17 protein-coding genes are annotated in these 17,606 nt (G+C 74.0%); 8 read left to right on the top strand and 9 right to left on the bottom strand.

Going from position 1 to position 17,606, the window contains the following annotated elements:
* Positions 1–194: 194 nt before the first annotated feature.
* Both DMH12_RS12195 and DMH12_RS12200 read left to right on the top strand, forming a co-directional pair.
* Positions 195–1,505, top strand: a complete 1,311-nt coding sequence (locus tag DMH12_RS12195; protein ID WP_125491592.1) for a cation:proton antiporter — start codon at positions 195–197, stop codon at positions 1,503–1,505.
* 201 nt (positions 1,506–1,706) lie between these two features.
* Positions 1,707–2,144: a hypothetical protein gene (locus DMH12_RS12200; RefSeq protein WP_125491593.1), complete on the top strand. Its 438-nt coding sequence runs from the start codon at positions 1,707–1,709 to the stop codon at positions 2,142–2,144.
* Positions 2,145–2,232: 88 nt separating this feature from the next.
* On the opposite strand, the gene DMH12_RS12205 is transcribed toward DMH12_RS12200, so the two are convergent.
* Together DMH12_RS12205 and DMH12_RS12210 are read right to left on the bottom strand one after the other, a co-directional pair.
* A complete protein-coding gene (locus tag DMH12_RS12205; RefSeq protein WP_125491594.1) occupies positions 2,233–3,393 on the bottom strand; it encodes an alpha-lytic protease prodomain-containing protein in 1,161 nt (386 codons plus the stop codon).
* 202 nt (positions 3,394–3,595) lie between these two features.
* On the bottom strand, positions 3,596–4,048 hold the full coding sequence (locus DMH12_RS12210) for a hypothetical protein (protein WP_125491595.1): 453 nt from the start codon (positions 4,046–4,048) through the stop codon (positions 3,596–3,598).
* Between the two features lie 210 nt (positions 4,049–4,258).
* On the opposite strand from DMH12_RS12210, the gene DMH12_RS12215 reads away from it, so the two are divergent.
* The 4 genes from DMH12_RS12215 to DMH12_RS12230 are packed head-to-tail and all read left to right on the top strand — an operon-like array spanning position 4,259 to position 7,825.
* On the top strand, positions 4,259–4,765 hold the full coding sequence (locus DMH12_RS12215; protein WP_125491596.1) for an SRPBCC family protein: 507 nt from the start codon (positions 4,259–4,261) through the stop codon (positions 4,763–4,765).
* The gene (locus DMH12_RS12220) at positions 4,758–6,377 is read left to right on the top strand and encodes an NAD(P)/FAD-dependent oxidoreductase (RefSeq protein ID WP_125491597.1); all 1,620 of its coding nucleotides are present in this window, start codon (positions 4,758–4,760) and stop codon (positions 6,375–6,377) included. Before DMH12_RS12215 ends, DMH12_RS12220 begins: the two co-directional genes overlap by 8 nt.
* A 34-nt stretch (positions 6,378–6,411) precedes the next feature.
* A complete protein-coding gene (locus DMH12_RS12225) occupies positions 6,412–7,293 on the top strand; it encodes an SDR family oxidoreductase (protein WP_125491598.1) in 882 nt (293 codons plus the stop codon).
* Between the two features lie 43 nt (positions 7,294–7,336).
* Positions 7,337–7,825 carry an MSMEG_6728 family protein gene (locus tag DMH12_RS12230; protein ID WP_125491599.1) on the top strand — a complete coding sequence of 163 codons (489 nt, stop codon included), beginning with the start codon at positions 7,337–7,339 and terminating at the stop codon, positions 7,823–7,825.
* A 16-nt stretch (positions 7,826–7,841) separates the two neighbouring features.
* Here DMH12_RS12230 and DMH12_RS12235 read toward each other — a convergent pair whose 3' ends face one another.
* On the bottom strand, positions 7,842–8,561 hold the full coding sequence (locus tag DMH12_RS12235) for a hypothetical protein (RefSeq protein WP_260474195.1): 720 nt from the start codon (positions 8,559–8,561) through the stop codon (positions 7,842–7,844).
* A 254-nt stretch (positions 8,562–8,815) separates the two neighbouring features.
* Between DMH12_RS12235 and DMH12_RS12240 the strand changes: the two genes are divergently transcribed.
* The gene (locus tag DMH12_RS12240) at positions 8,816–9,781 is read left to right on the top strand and encodes a DMT family transporter (protein WP_260474196.1); all 966 of its coding nucleotides are present in this window, start codon (positions 8,816–8,818) and stop codon (positions 9,779–9,781) included.
* A 49-nt stretch (positions 9,782–9,830) separates the two neighbouring features.
* Here DMH12_RS12240 and DMH12_RS12245 read toward each other — a convergent pair whose 3' ends face one another.
* From DMH12_RS12245 to DMH12_RS12270, 6 genes are all read right to left on the bottom strand, one after another.
* Complete coding sequence (locus DMH12_RS12245; RefSeq protein ID WP_125491601.1) at positions 9,831–11,177, bottom strand: lipase family protein; 1,347 nt, start codon at positions 11,175–11,177, stop codon at positions 9,831–9,833.
* 231 nt (positions 11,178–11,408) lie between these two features.
* Positions 11,409–13,478 carry an iron ABC transporter permease gene (locus DMH12_RS12250; RefSeq protein WP_125491602.1) on the bottom strand — a complete coding sequence of 690 codons (2,070 nt, stop codon included), beginning with the start codon at positions 13,476–13,478 and terminating at the stop codon, positions 11,409–11,411.
* Between the two features lie 7 nt (positions 13,479–13,485).
* Positions 13,486–14,469 (bottom strand): iron-siderophore ABC transporter substrate-binding protein, encoded by a 984-nt coding sequence (locus tag DMH12_RS12255; protein ID WP_125491603.1) that lies wholly within the window; start codon positions 14,467–14,469, stop codon positions 13,486–13,488.
* Positions 14,466–15,326: an ABC transporter ATP-binding protein gene (locus tag DMH12_RS12260; protein WP_125491604.1), complete on the bottom strand. Its 861-nt coding sequence runs from the start codon at positions 15,324–15,326 to the stop codon at positions 14,466–14,468. Before DMH12_RS12260 ends, DMH12_RS12255 begins: the two co-directional genes overlap by 4 nt.
* 102 nt (positions 15,327–15,428) lie before the next feature.
* Complete coding sequence (locus tag DMH12_RS12265) at positions 15,429–15,992, bottom strand: MSMEG_1061 family FMN-dependent PPOX-type flavoprotein (RefSeq protein WP_125491605.1); 564 nt, start codon at positions 15,990–15,992, stop codon at positions 15,429–15,431.
* A gap of 101 nt (positions 15,993–16,093) precedes the next feature.
* Positions 16,094–17,272, bottom strand: coding sequence for a spore photoproduct lyase family protein (locus DMH12_RS12270; RefSeq protein WP_125491606.1), 1,179 nt, complete (start codon positions 17,270–17,272; stop codon positions 16,094–16,096).
* Positions 17,273–17,405: 133 nt separating this feature from the next.
* On the opposite strand from DMH12_RS12270, the gene DMH12_RS12275 reads away from it, so the two are divergent.
* On the top strand, positions 17,406–17,591 hold the full coding sequence (locus DMH12_RS12275) for a hypothetical protein (protein ID WP_053126814.1): 186 nt from the start codon (positions 17,406–17,408) through the stop codon (positions 17,589–17,591).
* Positions 17,592–17,606 lie beyond the last annotated feature (15 nt).

Below are 17,606 nucleotides of genomic sequence, written 5' to 3' on the forward strand. Positions count from 1 at the left end.
GCGGCCGGTGCCCCGTTCGGTCCGGGAGCGGTGTCACGGCACCGGCGCCGTCGACGGCGTCCGGCACTCCGCCCGACGACGACGCACCACGGACGACGCACCACGGACGACGCACCACAGATGAAGGAGAACCCGCATCCATCCCCGTCAAGTGAAGCCCTCCCCACTCTCCGCACGGCGGAAGGCGGTGACCCGTGGGACACGCTGACACCCTGCTCGCCATGGGCGGCGCCTTCCTCGCCGCCGCGTTCCTCGCCCGCCTCGGCGGCAGGATCGGACTTCCGACGATTCCCCTGTTCATGCTCGCCGGCATCCTGCTCGGCCCGCACACCCCCGGCTTCGTCCTGGTCGAGGACGCGCACGACTTCGAGATGCTCTCGGCGCTCGGACTGGTGCTGCTCCTGTTCTACCTGGGCCTGGAGTTCCACCTCGACGACCTCAGGACCGGCGGCAGGCGGCTGCTCGCCGCGGGCGGCATCTATCTGCTCCTCAACGTCGGGGCCGGGCTCGGCTTCGGTTTCGTCCTCGGCTGGGGGCTGCGGGAGGCACTGGTGCTCGCCGGGGTGCTCGGCATCTCCTCCTCCGCGATCGTCACCAAGATCCTCATCGACCTGGGCCGGATCGGCCGCCCCGAGACGCGTCTGATCCTGGGCGTCATCGTGGTGGAGGACATCTTCCTGGCGCTGTACCTGGCCGCCCTGCAACCGATCATCGCGGGCGCCCAGGGCTTCGCGGAGATCGCCCTGCAGGCCGGCAAGGCCTTCGGCTTCCTGCTGGTGCTGGCCGCCGCGGCCCGCTACGGCACCCGGCTCGTGGGCCGCCTGATCGAGACCCGGGACAACGAACTCCTCGTCATCAGCTTCCTCGGCGCGGCCGTGCTGGTCGCCGGCGTCTCCGAGGTCCTCGGCGTGGCGGACGCCATCGGCGCCTTCATGGTCGGCCTGATCCTGGCGGGCACCCCTTCCGGGCCCCGGATACGCGAGTTGGTGCACCCGCTCCGTGACGCCTTCGCGGCCATCTTCTTCTTCGCGTTCGGTCTCGCCATCGACCCCGGCGACATCGCCTCCGTCGCCGGTCCGGTCGCCGCGGCCGCCGTCCTGACCGTCGTCATGAACATCGCCGCCGGACTCTGCGTCGCCCGGTTGTACCACTACGGCGCGCGGCCCGCCGCGGAGATCGCCACCACCCTGGTCGCCCGCGGGGAGTTCGCGCTGATCCTCGCCGCGATGGCCGCGGGCGCCGGACTCGACGAGCGGCTCGCCCCCTTCATCGCCGGGTACGTCCTCGTGCTCGCCGTCCTCGGTCCCATCGTGGCGGCGCGGGCGCACCTGCTCGCCGGCGCCCTGCGGACGGCCGCCGGGCTGCTGCCCGGGACCGGGTCACCGGCCGCGGTGCCGGGCGAGGGGAAGTGCGGGGACGGACCGTCGGAGTCGGTGGCGCTGGCCGCGGGGGCGGCCTCGTCGTCGTCCTCGTCCGCCTCGGAGCGCGTGGAGGCCGAACGCTAGGCCGGGCCCGGGGCTGCCGGGAGGAGACGCGCGGGATCCGGCCCACGGGGCGGGAGCCGTACGGCGATCCGGCCGCGGCCGGGCACACCGGTCTCCCACCCGCCCGGCACGGCACCCTTCCCCCCGGTGGGACAATCTGCCCACAGGGCCGGTGTCCGACGCAGTGGTCGGAGCCGTCCGGGACCGGAAGGAGCCGTCAGCATGATCGAGTGGGTGCCCCTGGCCAGCGGTGCGAGACCCGTTCCCCGGCCGGTCGCCGCTCCCCTGGTGTGGGCGGGAGCCTTCGGCGGCGCCCTCGCCCTGGTGGCACTCCTCAACGGCACGGTGGGTTCGGGCCGTCCCGGACTCGCCCTCCTCGTGCTCTCCGTGCTGGCGGCGCTGCTCGGGCTCTGCGCCCGCTTCACCGCCGCTCCCGGGACGGCCGTGCTGTGCTGGCTCTCCCTCAACGGTTTCGCGATCCCGCCGGCCGGCGTCCTGACGTGGACCGGCCGGCGGGACGCGCTGTGGCTCGCCTGCCTGCTCGGTGCCGCCCTCGTCGGCACGGCACTGGCCCGCGTGGCGCACGCGCGGGCCGCCTACCGACGGCTCGGCGCGGCGACGGGGCCCGAGTCGCCGGAGCCGGGCCCCGGCGGCTTCTGACCGTTCCGGCCGCCGCCCCGCGCCCGGACGGCGGTCCGGGAAGGGCCCCGCCGGACACCCGGCGGGGCCCTCCCCATCTGTCACGGGGTCAGGCCGTGTGCAGCGTCAGCCCGTAGCGGTTCAGGATCTCGTTGACGGGCTGGAACCAGGTCTCGCCGCCGCTGGAGCAGTTGCCCCAGCCGCCCGAGGTGACGCCCTGCGCCTGGTCGCCGCTGATGAAGGAACCGCCGGAGTCGCCGCCCTCGGCACACACGCTGGTCTTGGTCATCTGGTGCACCGCGCCCTGGCTGTAGTTGACCGTCTCGTTCTTGGCGAGCACGGTGCCGCAGTGCCAGTGGGTGGTGGAGCCGGAGCGGCAGATCGAGGCGCCCACCGGTGCCTCGTTGGAGCCGCGCACCAGCTGGTCGGAGACGGTGCCCCAGCCGAGCACGACCGGCACGGTCCACCAGCCGCTGCCCACGCTGACCCAGGCGTAGTCGTTGCCGGGGAACGACGAGCCCTGGAACGTGCCGATGTGCGACCGGTCCCAGCCGCTCACCCCCGCGCCCGTCCCGCCGCAGTGCCCGGCGGTGACGAACCCGCCGTGCACGGAGAATCCGATGGAGCAGCGGACGTTGCCCGTGTAGTACGGGTCGCCGCCGACGGTGCCCGCCGCGAAGGTCTGCGGGGCCGCGGCCACCGTCCGCACCGTGACCGGACCGGCCTGGCGGGCCTGCTTCACGAAGCGCTGGACATCGTTGTCAGCCTGCTCGGCCCGGACCACGTCGACGACCACGGTGTTCGCCGCCGTGTCGACACGCCAACTGCTCACCCCGGCGGGCGCGTCGAGGCGGTCGACACGTGCCTTGGCCGCGTCGAGCGCCTCGGCGCTGTGCTCGACGGTGCGCACCCGCGCGCCGGTGGCGCGGACCGCCGCCGCCGTGGACGGTGCCGCGTCCGAGGTGACGGCGACGGTCAGCCGTCCGGAGGCGGCGTCGAACCACGAGCCGCCGAAGGCTTTTCCTGCGGCCCGGCGTGCCTCGGGCGCGAGGTCGCCGGCCCGGCTTTCGGCCGCGAGCCGGTCCTCGGCCTCGGTCCGGGTGAGACCGAAGTCCCGCTGCATGGCGTCCAGGAGGCCGGCGGAGGCCGGCTGCTCGGGGGAGGGGGAGGGGGCGTCGGCCGCCGAGGCCGGCAGGGTGCCCACCGCGGTGAGGCCGCCTAGTACGAGGAGGCCGGCCAGGCCGAGGTGCCTGAGTCTGCTGCGTCTCACGGGAGTTGCCCTTCGTCGTTCCAGCAAGGTGGGGGTGGAACAACCGCGTACTGAGAGCGCTCTCATCGGGTCGCTCCGAGCTTAGCCAGCCATCGTTATCAGGTCCATGCCAATGCACGGCCTTTCGTGGGACCGGGGCCGGACGGCACCGTGCCGGCCACCCCGGGGCGGGGCGGCCGGCACGGTGTGCGTGGCGTGTCGGTCAGTACCAGGCGGTCTGCGCCCAGACGTGGCCGTCGCAGGTCAGCAGGGCGCGGGAGACGCGGCCGTTCAGGTTGTTGCCGATCTTCGAGTAGGCGTAGTCGATGCCCGGGTCGACGGTCTCCGAGACCCAGCCGTCGGCACGCCCGGCGCCCGAGTTCGAGCGCTCCAGCACGGCGGCGCAGTTGGCCCGGGAGTTCTCGATCCGGGCGAACGAACCGCAGCGGGAGGAGTAGAAGTACTTCAGCGCCATGCCCTCCGCGTACCGGGTGGCGCCGACCTGCCGGAACGTCCCCGCGCAGCTGGACACGGTCGGATACTGCCCCTCCATGCCGTAGGCGCCGTAGTTCCCGCCCGAGTACGGTGCGGCCTGGGCCGGTACGGCGGACAGCGCCAGCGCGACGGCGGCGCCCCCCGCGGCCAGCAGAGTGGTGAGCGATGATCGGCGGCTCATGAGCCCTCGTTTCCCGTGTCGGCGATGACTGTGTCGGCGGTGAGCCGGACCGGCGACCACCCCCGTCGGCGACGTTAGGCGGGCCGCGCGGTGCCCGGTACCTGAGAGATGTCAGGGCGGCAGGGATCCTTCCGCCCCGGTTGGCCGCGCGCGGACGGGGCACTCAGTGCTGCGTCGTGTGGTGACGGAGACCGGAACCGGGAGGCACGCGTGGCGGTGCGGCATCGGTTGGTCCAGGCGAGCCCGCAGGTGGTGTGGGACGTCCTGGCCGACGGCGACCTGTACGTGCAGTGGGTGGTCGGGCCCTCTGACTCCACCCCCGAGGCGGGAGACTGGCCGCAGGTCGGGGCGACCATCGCCTACGAGGTGCGGTTGGGACCGCTGCGGCTGAACAACGAGTCCGTCGTCCGGCACAAGGTCGACGGGTCCCTGCTGGAGATCGAGGCCAAGGCCGGCCGGCTCGGCACCGCCCGGATCTCCGTCGAGCTGCGCGCCTGGGGTGAGGAGTGCCTGGTGATCGTGGACGAGCACCCGCTGCGCGGTCCCGGCGGCCTGCTGCACAACGCGGCCGTCGAGGCGCTGATCCAGGTACGGCACCGTGCGATGCTGGCCCGGCTGGCCGGGCTGTGCGAGTCCCGGGCCGGGGAGCGGCGCCGCCCCGATCCGCCGGACACGGCCGGGTCCGTGGAGTACCGGCCGGGAGACGGCCGTGCCTGACGCCGTCGTGATCGGTGCCGGCCCCAACGGACTCGTCGCGGCCAACCTGCTGGCGGACGCCGGCTGGAGCGTACGGGTCCTGGAGGAGCAGCCCGAGCCGGGCGGCGCGGTACGTCACGACTCCGGGGTCGCCCCGGGCTTCGTCAGCGACCTGTTCAGCTCCTTCTACCCGCTCGCCGCCGCCTCCCCGGTGCTCGCCGGGATGCGGCTGGAGGACCACGGACTGCGCTGGGCCCACGCCCCGCACGTACTGGCCCACCCGCTGGGCGACGGCACGTGCGCCGTCCTCGACCGCGACGTCGCCGTCACCGCCGCCTCCCTCGACACCTTCGCGGCCGGGGACGGTGCCGCCTGGGAGCGCCTGTACGGCGTGTGGGACCGCTACCGGGCCGACATCCTGGACGCCCTTTTCACCCCTTTCCCGCCGGTCCGCGCCGCCGCCCGGCTGGCCCTGCGGCTGCGCGGCGCGGGCGGGCTCAGGCTGGCCCGCACCCTGGTGCTGCCGGTGCGCCGCATGGGCGCGGAGGAGTTCCGGGGCGAGGGCGGCAGACTGCTCCTGGCCGGCAACGCCCTCCACGCCGACCTCGCGCCCGAGGCCGCAGGCAGCGGCGGCTTCGGCTGGCTGATGTCGATGCTCGGGCAGACCTACGGCTTCCCCGTGCCGGTCGGCGGCGCCGGGGCGCTCACCGCGGCCCTGGTCCACCGGCTGCGCTCCCGCGGCGCCACGGTCAGCTGCGGGCACCGGGTCGAGCACGTCGTGGTCCGCGACCGGCGCGCGGTCGGCGTCCGCACGGCCGGCGGGGAGCTGGTCCCCGCGCGCCGCGCCGTCCTCGCGGACGTCTCCGTGTCCGCCCTGTACGGCGGCCTGGTAGCCCCCGAGGACCTCCCCGAACAGGTCCTCGCCGACCTGCGGCGCTTCGAGTGGGACTTCGCCACCTTCAAGGTGGACTGGGCGCTGGACGGACCCGTGCCCTGGCGGTGCGCGCAGGCGGCAGGCGCAGGGACCGTGCACCTGGCCGACGGCCTCGACGAACTGACCCGGTTCGCCGCCCAGATCGCCATGGGCCGCGTCCCCGACCGTCCCTTCTCGCTCTTCGGCCAGATGACGACGTCCGACCCCACCCGCTCGCCCCGCGGCACCGAGTCCGCCTGGGCCTACACCCACGTCCCCCACGACGTCCGGGGCGACGCGGGCGACGAGGGCATCACCGGGAGCTGGGACGCAGGGGAGCGGGAGCTGATGGCCGACCGGGTCGAGCGCCAGGTGGAACGCTTCGCACCCGGGTTCCGCGCCCTGATCCGGGCCCGTCGGGTGCTGGCCCCGCCGACGCTCCAGGCCCTGGACGCCAACCTGACGGGCGGCGCCATCAACGGCGGCACCGCCGCCATGCACCAGCAACTGGTCTTCCGGCCCGTGCCCGGCACCGGGCGGCCGGAGACCCCCGTTACCGGGCTCTACCTCGCCTCCGCCGCCGCCCATCCCGGCGGCGGAGTGCACGGTGCGCCCGGTGCCAACGCCGCCCGCGCCGCACTGCGCCGGCACCGCTTCGCGGGCCTCACCCGGGCGCAACGGGCCCTGGCCCGCCGCGACCGGGCCGGCGACAGACGGTGACCGTCCGCGCAGCCCCCGAGGAAAGGCCCGACCGGTGACAGACAGCCCCCTGCAGAACCGCACCGTCGTGGTGACGGGCGCCGCCCGAGGACTCGGCGCCGCCCTGGCCCGCGCCTGTGCCCGGCGCGGCGCCCGGCTCGCCCTGCTCGGCCGGGAGAAGTCCCGCCTGCAAGCCCTCGCGGCCGATCTGCCCACCCCGGCGCTCGCCGTCGAGGCCGACGTCACCGACCCCGCCGCACTGGCGGAGGCGGCCGGTGCGGTACGCCGGGGTCTGGGACCGCCCTCGGTCGTCGTGGCCAACGCGGGCATCGCGGAGGGCGGGCCGTTCGTCACGTCGGACCCGGCACTGTGGCGCCGCGTCGTCGACGTCAACCTCACCGGCAGCGCCCACACGGCCCGGGCCTTCCTGCCGGACCTGCTGCGCACCGCCGGCTACCACCTCCAGATCGCCTCGCTGGCCTCGCTCGGCGCCGCCCCCATGATGAGCGCCTACTGCGCCTCCAAGGCGGGCGTCGAGGCCTTCACCCACTCGCTGCGCGCCGAGGTGGCCCACCACGGCGTCGCCGTGGGCATCGCCTACCTCAACTGGATCGACACCGACATGATCCGCGACGCCGACCGGTACCCGGTCCTGCGCGAGCTGCGCGCGCACATGCCGCCGCCGGCCCGCCGCACCTTCCCGGCGGACGACGTCGCCGCCCGGCTGGTCCGCGCCATGGAGCGCCGCCGTACCACCGTCTACGTCCCCGGCTGGCTGCGCCTGGCCCAGCTGGGACGCGTCACGCTGCCACCCGTGGTCCTGCGGCTCTCCCGCCACGAGCTGCCGCGGCTGGAGGCCGACGGATCGATGCGCGCCACCGGCCCGCTCGGCGCGGGCGGACTCGCCGACCGGGACGGGCCGGGGCCGGGTGCGTAGTACACCCGGGCCCGGACACCGGTTCCGCTGCTGAGAGGACGGCATGCAGACGTTTCTCCCCCTTCCCGGGTTCCGGGAGTCGGCGCTCACGCTGGACCGCCGCCGGCTGGGCAAGCAGCGGGTCGAGGCGCTCCAGGTGCTGCGCGGGCTGACCGTGCCCGGCTACGGCTGGCGCCGGCACCCGGCGGTGCGCATGTGGGCCGGCTACGAGGAGGCACTGGTGCGGTACGGCCTCGAGGTCTGCCGGGTCTGGCGCGACCAGGGCCACCAGGACAGCTGCGCCGCCTCGCTCGTCGCCGGCCTGGCCACCCGCCGCCCGCACGAGCCCGTACGGGACCAGGCCGCCCTGGCCCGTGCCGGGGAGCTGCCGCCGTGGCTCGGTGACGAGGCCTTCCACCGCAGCCACAGGTCGGCGCTGCTGCGCAAGGACCCCGAGGCCTACGGCGGGCTGTTCCCCGGCGTGCCGGACGACCTTCCCTATGTGTGGCCGGCCTCGGACCGGTCGGGGGAGGAGCCGGCGAGCGGCGCGTAGCAGGTCATGGGCGGCGTCAGGAGCTCCGCGCGCCGAGCCCCTTCAGGTCCACCGTCTCGCCGGCCGGCGGCTGTTCGGGGTCCACCGGCTCGCCGTAGTCGCTGAAGGTGACGCTGCCCGGGTTCCTGCCGCCCTCCGTGGTGGTCCTGAGGATGTAGGGCTCGCCCTCCGTGGCCACGTACATCGCGTGTGTCTCGCCGCCGTCGCCCTCCTTGGTGAGCTTGAGTGCCTCCTTGCCGTCCACGTCGGAGGTCTCCCCGCGCTTCATGCCCTGGCGCTGGGACTTGTCCTGGTCCATCGCCGCGACGAAGCCCTGCTTGTCGCAGACCCCGGCGGTCGTGGCGTCGTTGCCCGGCATCCGCACCCACTTGTCCGAGAGCTTGGGCACCATCTCCCGCGCCTCGTCGGGCTGTTGCTTCAGGGCGTTCTCCCAGTACTGCCGGTCGCCGCGCAGGTACAGGGTCGAGCCGGTGTGTCGGACCTCGGCCTCGGTGTCGCCGGCGCCGATGGTGCCCTGGCAGTTCTTCGCCCGGTCGACCGAGACGTCGATGGTGACCCTGGAGCCGTCCTCCTGGCGGGTGTCGCCCTTCACGTGCATGGACCTCGCCTCCCGGGTGGCCTCGACGGCCTTCGCCGCGACCTGGTCGGCGCTCTGCCCCTCGAAGGGCGTGCTCCCGTCACCGGAGCCGCCGCCGCAACCGGCCAGGAGTGCGACGGAGGCGCTCGCGGTCGCCACGGCGGTTGTCACCTTGCGGGTGCGCACTGGCAGTTCCTTCCCGTGTCCGTTCGAAACCGTCAAGTCTCGTGCCCTGCCGGCCTGTTGGTGCCGGACATTCCGAATACCCCGATTCCCGCGCCCCGCACCCGGTGAGGGACCGGCGGTGCGGGACCGACGACGCCCGTGGGACCGCCACGGTCACCGATTGGTCCCCCATACCGCTCCGGAAGTGGACCCCGTGCGAGACCGGCCGGCTTCATAGCGTCGGTGCCATGAACGCCACCACCGCACGCGGCTCCCTGCTCGCCGCCCTCGCCTGCGTCCTCGTCGGCGGGTCCTTCACCGCCAACAGCCTCCTCGGCGACTACCCGTACGCCGGGGGCCAGTTCCTGCGCTACGGGCTGGCCTTCCTGCTGCTCGTCCCCCTCGCCGGGCCCGGCGCGACGGCCCGGCTGCGCGCGCTGGGCCCCGGCCTGTGGCTGCGCCTGGCCCTGCTGGCCGCCGTCGGCATGGTCGGCTTCAACCTGGCCGTCCTCGCGGCGGAACGCACCGCGGAACCGGCCGTCCCCGGGGTCTTCGTGGGCTGCGCGCCGGTCGTGGTCGCCGTCCTCGTGCCCCTCCTCGACGGGCGCCGGCCGCAACGGGTCGTGCTCTACGGGGCGTCGCTGGTGGCCGCGGGCGCCTTCACGGTCCAGGGCTGGGGGCGTACCGACGGCGCGGGCATCGCGTTCTCCGTGTGCGCGCTGCTGGGCGAGGTCGGCTTCGCGGTCCTGGCCGTGCCCGTCCTGCGGCCGCTGGGCCCGCGGCTGCTGTCCACCACGGTGTGCGGCATCGCGGCGCTGCAGTCGGCGGTGGCGGGCGTCCTGGGTGACGGCGCCGACTGGCTGCGGCCGCCGGACGCGGTGGAGACCGGCGCGCTGCTGTGGCAGGCGGCGGTGGTCACCGTCGTCGGCTTCGTCTGCTGGTACATGGGCATGCAGCGGATCGGGGCGGAGCGGGCCACCCTGTTCTCCGGCCTGATCCCGGTCGCCGCGGCCTGCACCGCGCCCCTGGCCGGCACCGGTTCCTACGGCGCCGCGCAGGCCGTGGGCAGCGCCCTGGTCTGCGCGGGGGTCGCCGTGGGATCGGGCGTGTCGCTCTCCTTCGCCCGCCGGGGCGGTCCCTCGTCCGCCCGCCCGGGTGAGGCCCGGACGGCGCGGCAGGGGTCCGTCGAGTCCCGCTCGGCGGAGAAGCCGTAGGGGCCCTCGGCGCCGGAGAGGCTGCCCGCCCGCAGGCGGGCCCGGTGGCTCAGGGCTGCAAGGGCATGCTGCCGCAGTTGGAGCGCGCCGGCTCCCCGGAGAGCCGGTCGGCCAGCCAGGAGATGGCGCTGCCCTGGTCGGTGAGGAGCGGGGCGAAGTGGTTGAGCAGGCCGCTCCCGACGCCCGGCAGCAGGACGGGGGCGTAGGTGACCGCGGCTCCCTTGCGGCACCAGTCGACGGCGAGCTGACGGGCCTGGCCGTGGGGGACCAGGTCGTCGCTGACGCCGGTCGCCACGCGGACCGGGCTGCCGGGCTTCAGCGAGCCGATGCGCTGCTCGGCGAGGAAGTCCCGCAGTACGGGCTCGGCGCGGATGACGTCGCTGATGGACTGACCGGTCGTCGTCCAGTCCTCGCTGCTCGCGCCGCCGTACTTGAAGAGGGCGTCGCCGACGCACATGGTCGACAGGTCCTTGAGCGCCTCCCGGCCCTCCGCGTTGATGTACCGGTCGGCGATGGGACGCAGGGCGGGCTCCGTCTGCAGGAAACCGTTGAGCGACCAGCCCAGCGCGCCCGCCAGGTCGCCGCCGTCGATCGCCCCGGTCACCTCGGTCAGGTCCGCGGGCGGCGCCCCCGCGTACGTGCCCGCGAGCGGCACGTCCGGGGCGTAGGCCGGCTGGAGTTCGGCCGCGGCCGCCGTGGCGCCGCCGCCCTGGCTGTACCCGAACAGGCCGACCCGGGAGCCGGCGGTGACCGAGGCCGAGTCGAGCGAGCGCGCGGCGCGTACGGCGTCCAGTACGGCGTGGGCTCCGTCGACGCGGTTGACGTAGGTGTGCAGCCGGTCGGTGGTGCCCAGGCCGACGTAGTCGGTGACGACGACGGCGACGCCGCGCAGCAGCAGCCGGTAGACCGACAGGTTCTCGTATCCCACGGAGACCGTTCCGTCGCCGAGCCGCAGCGGGTTCTCCAGGGCCATGGAGGCGGCGCACTGGTCGCCCTGTCCCATGGTGCCGGGGGCGACGGCGACCAGGGGCCGCGGTCCGTCGCCGCGCCACTTCGCGGCGGGTTCGATGTAGGCGCCGGTGACGGCGACCGCCTCGCCGTTCGCGTCGGTGGACTTGTACATCAGGCGGGTCGCCCGCCCCGGGAGGGGGCCGTCGAGGCCGGGCAGGCTCAGGGCGAGCGGCAGGTGCTCACTGCGGATCAGCGTGCCGTCGGCGGCCGGGAGTTCGGCCGGCGGCGTGTAGAAGGCGGGTATCTCCACGCCCCGGGACGTTTCCGAGGCGGGTCCGGTGGCCGGGTCGCCGGCGGTGCCTGCCGCGGCGGCGGGCACCGCCTGGGCGCCGAGGGCGAGCGCGGCCGTGATCGCCGCGGCGAGCATGCGGGGACGTGCGGGCATGGCGAACCTCCTGGGGAAGGGCCGGAACCGGTCGTCCGCGGTCCGTTGGGGGAGGACCGTGGCCGCACTGCTCCTGTGGGGTGACGGGACCGTACCCGGACAGGAGTTACCGGCGGTAGCACCAAGCTTATTACGGTTCAGTAACTTGACGCGGCGTCTAACAAGCTGCGCCCGGCGCCCGGCAAGGCGTCGGTCCGGCGGGATCCGTGCCCCCGCCGGACCCGCCGCCCGCTACCGGCGGCCGCGCACCAGCAGGTACAGGAAGTACGGCGTCCCGATCACGGCCGTCATGAGTCCCGCGCCGAGCTGGGCCGGGGCGATCACCGTGCGGCCGATCAGGTCGGCCGCGCAGACCAGGGCGGCGCCCAGGAGGATCGAGACCGGCACGACCCGGACGTGCCGCCGGCCCACCAGGGCCCGTGCCGCGTGCGGGGCGACCAGCCCGACGAACCCGATGGTGCCCGCACAGGCCACGGCGCTGGAGCTGAGTACGACGCTCACCACCAGGAACCCGAGCCGCCCCGGCGCCAGCCGCAGGCCCAGCAGCCGCGGCGTGTCCTCGTCCAGCGAGATCAGGTCCAGCTCGGTGCGCCGCGCGACCGCCACGCCGATGCCGACGGCCAGCGCCAGGGCGACCGGCACGACGTCCGGCATGGTCCGCCCGTAGGTCGAACCCGACAGCCAGGTCAGGGCCTTGTTCGCGTTGAACGGGTCGGTGAGCACGATCAGCAGGCTGATCAGGGCCGCCGTCCCGGAGGCCACGCCGATGCCGACGAGGACGAGCCGGTTCTGCCGGTAGCCGCCCCGGGCGGCAAGCCCGAAGACGAGGACCGCGGTGACGGCGGACCCGGCGAACGCGGCGGCGGCGACGCCCCACGTCCCGGCGGCCGGCACGGTGGTCACCAGGATCACTGCGCCCAGCGCGCCACCGCCGGTGACACCGAGGACGTTCGGTTCCGCGAGCGGGTTGCGCGTCACGGCCTGCACGAGCGTGCCGGCCAGGGCGAGCGCCGCACCCGCGCCGAGCGCCGCGAGCACCCGGGGCACCCGGGTGTCCAGCACGAAGGAGACGGTCCGGCCGGCCCTGCCCTGCGCCCAGTTGACGACGTCACCGAGGAGCAGCTTGCTGTCGCCGATCAGCACCGAGGCGATGACCAGGCCCACCAGTACGGCCACCAGCACGGCGACCGTGGCCAGGAACACCGCCCGGCTCGGGATGCGCAGCCGGTCCGGGGCGCCGGCTCCGGCGGTGTCCCGCAGCCGCATCGCCATGACGACGAGGAACACGGCTCCGACGAGGCTGGTGACCACGCCCGTGGGTACGCCCACCGCGCGGTTCTCCGACACCACGGTGCGCAGCAGCACGTCCGAACCGAGCACCAGGGCCGCGCCGGTGAGCCCGGCCGCCGGCATCGACGTACGGGAGCGGGCGAAGCCGCGGAGGCGGCGGGCCAGCGGGCGGACCAGGGCGGGTGCGCACAGGCCGACGAAGCCGATCGGCCCGGCGAGCGTGACGGCGGCCGCGGACAGCATCGCCGCCAGCACGACGACCGTGACCCGGGTCGCCCGGACCGGCACGCCGACCCCGCGCGCGGCGTCGTCGCCGAGCGCCAGCGCGTCCACCCGACGGGCCGTCAGCATCAGGCCCACCAGCCCGGCCAGCGCGATCGGCAGCATCTGGACGACGCCGTCGAAGCCGTTCTGGGAGATGCTGCCCTGGTTCCACGCGTAGAGGCCCTCGGTCTGCTCGGGGAAGAGCAGGAGCAGTCCCTCCGTCATGGAGTGCAGGCCCAGCATGAGCGCGGTACCGGCCAGCACCAGACGGACGGTGCCGGTGCCGAGTCCGGACAGTCCGAGCACGACGGCCGCCGCCGCCAGCCCGCCCACGAAGGCGACGCCGGAGGAGGCGATCATCGGCAGTGAGACGCCGGTGGCGCCGGCCACCCCGAGGGCCAGGTACGCGCCCGCGTTCACGGCCAGGGTGTCGGGGGAGGCCAGCACGTTGCGGCTGACCGACTGGAGCACGGCGCCGGCCATCCCGAGGACGACACCGACCAGCAGGCCGGCGGCCATCCGGGGCAGCCGCGAGGCGACGACGACCGACGCGTCGTCCGGGTCGGCCTGTCCGGTGAGGGCCTTGAAGACCTCGGACGGTCCGACGGCGGCGGTGCCCTGGGTGATGTCGACGACGGCGAGGACGGCGACCAGCAGGACGATCCCGGCCGTCACCGCGGCCGCGCCCGACCGGGACGTGGGGACCGTCGACGGACGGGTCGCGGGTTCGGTTGCGGTGACGGCCATGGCCTCGCTACTTCGTCAGCGCGCCGACGACGGCGTCGATGTACGCCTCCATCGACCCGGGACCACCGAACATCCAGATGCCGTCGTCCAGCCGGTGCACGTCGCCGGACTTCACGAACGGCAGGGACTTCCACACCGCGTTCTTGGCCAGCTCACCGGTGAACGGGGTGGCGGACGGGTCGTCCTCGTTGCCGATGTAGGCGAAGTGCGTGTCCTCGGGCAGCTTGGTGAGACCCTCGACGTCGGTGGTGCCGAGACCGTAGGCGGGGTCGCCCTTCACCGTCCAGGCGTTCTTCAGACCGATCGCCTCGTTGACCTCACCGATGAGGGAGGTCGCGGTGTAGGGGCGGATCGAGACCTGGTTGGCGGCGACGTAGCCGTCCGCGAAGGCGTAGCCCTTGCCGGCGAACCCGGCGTCTGCCAGGGCCTTCTTGCCCTCGGCGACCTTGGCCTCGAAGCCGGTGCGCAGCGTCTTCGCCTCGTCCGTCTTTCCGGTGGCCTTGGCGATGAGGTCGATGTTCTCCAGCATCTGGTCGATCTGACCGGTGCCGTCGGCGGAGGTGACCTCGATGACCGGGGCGACCTCGCGCAGCTGCTTCACGGCGGCCGGGGTGAGGTCCGTGGTGGCCACGATGAGGTCGGGGGCGAGGGAGGCGACGGTGTCCATGCTCGGCTCGCCGCGGGTGCCGATGTCCTTGGGCTCGTTCTTCAGCGGCACGGCGCTGTCCCAGGTCTTGTAGCCCTTGACGTCCGCGACGCCGACCGGGTCCACGCCCAGGGAGACCAGGCTCTCGACGACGTTCCACTCGGTGGCGACGACCTTGGTGGCCGGGCCGTCGAGCTTCACCTCGGTGCCCTTGCCGTCCTTGAGCGTGATGGCCTCGGAGGCCTTCTTCCCGGACGTGTCGGCGGCGGGTTCGGTGGTGCCGCAGGCGGCGAGGGTGAGCGTCGCGGCGGTGGTGGCGGCCGCGGTGAGCAGGAGGCGTCTCATGAGGTGGTGCCGAGCCTTTCGGTACGTATGTGGTGGCGGCCGATCGGGCGGGTGCGCAGCCGGCCGGTGAGGGGGTCGGTGTCGACGTCGATCCGGATGCCGTAGACGGCGCTCAGACGTTCCGGCGTCAGTACGTCCTCGGGCGGGCCGTCGGCGACGATCCGGCCCGCTTCGAGGAGCGTGATCCGGTCGGCGACGGCCGCCGCCTGGTCGAGGTCGTGCAGCACGACGCCGACGGCGATCCCGTGGACGTCGGCCAGGTCGCGGATGAGGTCGAGGAGTTCGACCTGGTAGCGGAGGTCGAGGTAGGTGGTGGGTTCGTCCAGCAGCAGCACGCCGGTCTCCTGGGCCAGGCAGCTCGCGAGCCACACCCGCTGCAACTGGCCGCCGGAGAGGTGGTCGGCGCCGCGGTCGGCGAAGCCGTCGACGCCGGTGAGCGCGAGCGCCCGGTCGACCGCGGCCGGACCGTCCGGATCGGGCCGCCCCCAGCGGCCCCGGTACGGATAGCGGCCGAACTCGACGACGTCCCGCACGGTCAGCCCGCCCGGTGTCGGACGGCCCTGCGTCAGCAGGGCGACGTACCGCGAGAACTCACGGGGCGTCAGCGCCAGGCCGTCGGTGTCGCCGTCGATGCCGATCGTCGCGCTCCGGGCCCGCTGCAGGCGGGCGACGGTGCGCAGCAGCGTCGACTTCCCGCTGCCGTTCGGGCCCACCAGAACGGTCACTTCGCCGGGCCGGAGGGTGACCTCCGCGTCGTGCACGACATCGACGCCGTCGTACGCGACGGTCACACCCGTAGCCGACAGCCGATGACCGCGCAGGCGCAGGGTGCCGGCCGTGTCTTCACCAGATCTCACGAGGCGAAGGTTAGCCTAACCTAATAACTGCTGGTAGAGGCGGGGCTCACACCGGCCGTCCCGAATCCCGTCCGGTCGTCCGGGCCGCTTCGAGCGGATCGTTCAACTCCCGTTCGACACGGGGGCTTTCCACAGGCCCGCCCGATTGAGGGATGCGGGGCAGTGCAGGTAGATCTCGTCGATCTCCAGGACCAGGGCGAGGTCCGGACGCCTGCCGTCGCGGGCCATCGCGTCGAAGAAGGGCGCGTCGGTGAGGATGCGGGCCCGGCCGTTGATCCGCAGCACCTGCTTGCCGCCGGGGATCAGATAGAGCAGGCCGGCGTGCGGATTGCCGAGGATGTTGTGGAAGCTGTCCCCCCGGCGGTTGCCCGGACGGTCCGGCAGGGCGATGGTGCCGGTGTCCAGGACTTGGGTGAAGCCCGGCGCGTCACCGCGCGGCGACACGTCGCAGTTGCCCCGCGGGTCGGAGGTGGCCAGCAGGCAGAACGGGGAGCGGGCCAGGATGTCCACGTCGTCGTCCGTAAGCCGCTCGTGCACCTTGTCGATGACGACGGGCCAGGGCTCGCCCAGCAGCTCGCGCAGCTCGGCGGGCGAGTCCAGTTCGACCCAGCCGTCCTCCTTGGCGGTGTCCGTCCGGTCTCCGGTCGCGTCGATCGTGTGTGGCAAGGCCGGCTCCCCGGGTGCGCGCTGACCGGAGGCGGGTGCTTCCGGCTGGTTGGTTGCACGTAGAACAATATCTGGTGTTAGGTTCCCCTTACCCAACGCGGTCAGAAGGCGTACCGCACGCGCAGCCACGGCGCGTGGGCGGCGATCAGCGCGCGCAGCCGGGCGACCGCGTCGGCCTTGGCCCCGGCGCGGTAGCGCACGTTGAGCGCGCCGTTCTCCGAGCGCTTGGCCTCCTGCAGCTCCGGACGCCACAGCACCTCCTCGGCGCGCGGATGCCAGCCCAGGTTGACCCCGTGCAGCTCCCGGTTGTGCGTCAGCATGATCACCTCGGCGGCGGCCTGCCGCCTGACCCGCTCCGGCAGGACGTCGTCGAGGTGGCGCAGCAGCTCCGCCCAGGCCTCCTCCCAGCCCGGCCGCACCACCACGGGGGAGAGGTTGAAGTGCACCTCGTACCCGGCGTCCAGGAAGTCGGCCGCCGCGGCGATCCGCTCGGCGACCGGCGAGGTGCGCACGTCCAGCAGCCGCGAGTCGTCCGGCGGCATCAGGGAGAACCGGATCCGGGTGCGGCCGCGCGGGTCGAGGGCGAGCAGGTCGGGGTTGACGAACTTGGTGGCGAAGGACGCCTTGGCCGTCGGCCACTGCCGGAACGCGTGCACCAGGTCCGCGGTGTTGTCGCAGATCAGGGCGTCCACCGAGCAGTCGCCGTTCTCGCCCACGTCGTACACCCACGCCTCGGCGTCGCACTGGTTCGGCTCGGGCTTCGGCCCCTGCCGGGCGATGTGCCGGCCGAGGTGGGCGATGATCCCGTCGATGTTGGTGAAGACGGTGACGGGGTTGGCGTACCCCTTGCGCCGGGGCACGTAGCAGTAGGCGCAGGCCATGGCGCAGCCGTTGGAGGCGCCGGGCGCGATCCAGTCCGCGGAGCGGCCGTTGGGACGGGTGGCCAGGGTCTTGCGCACCCCCAGGACGAGGGTCTCGCCCTTGATCCGCACCCAGCGTTCGACATTGCCCTCGTTGCCGTGCAGGCCCGGGATGCGCCAGTGGGAGTCCACCTCCACCACGCGCGCCTCGGGGAACCGGGCGAGCACCTGCCGGCCCCGCGGGGAGGCGGCCGCCGCCGGCTCGGCGTGGATCTCCCGGACCGGCAGCAGACGGCGCGCGGCGGCGGAGTCACAAAAGCGCGGCCCGCAGGGCTCGGCGGCCGGCCCGCCCGGCGTCAGGGCGTCGAGCCCGAACAGGGTGCCGGAGCCGTCGTCCGGTGCGGCGGACGGATCGTGCATGCGTGCTCCGGGGCGAGAGTGGGGGACGGGCCGGCCCCACTGTACGAAGCACCGGCACCCTCCGCCGTGTCACGCCCCCCGTCCGGGGCATACGCGTGACACGGCACCGGTCCGGTGCCACCGATCCGAAGGGATGTACACCGTGCTCGCCATCATCGCGGCGGTTCTGTTCCTCATCGCCTGGCTGATCAACGCGGCGGAGGTGTCGACCAACGACGTCTTCACCTCCACCAACGTCATGCTCGTCGGTCTCGCCCTGCTCGCCCTGCACGTCGCCGGGATCGGCAGCGGCTGGGCGGCACGCGGGCGCCGCCGCTGAGCCGTGCGCGCCTCC

The sequence above is a fragment of the Streptomyces sp. WAC 04229 genome (assembly GCF_003947455.1).
Classification (GTDB): Bacteria; Actinomycetota; Actinomycetes; order Streptomycetales; family Streptomycetaceae; genus Streptomyces.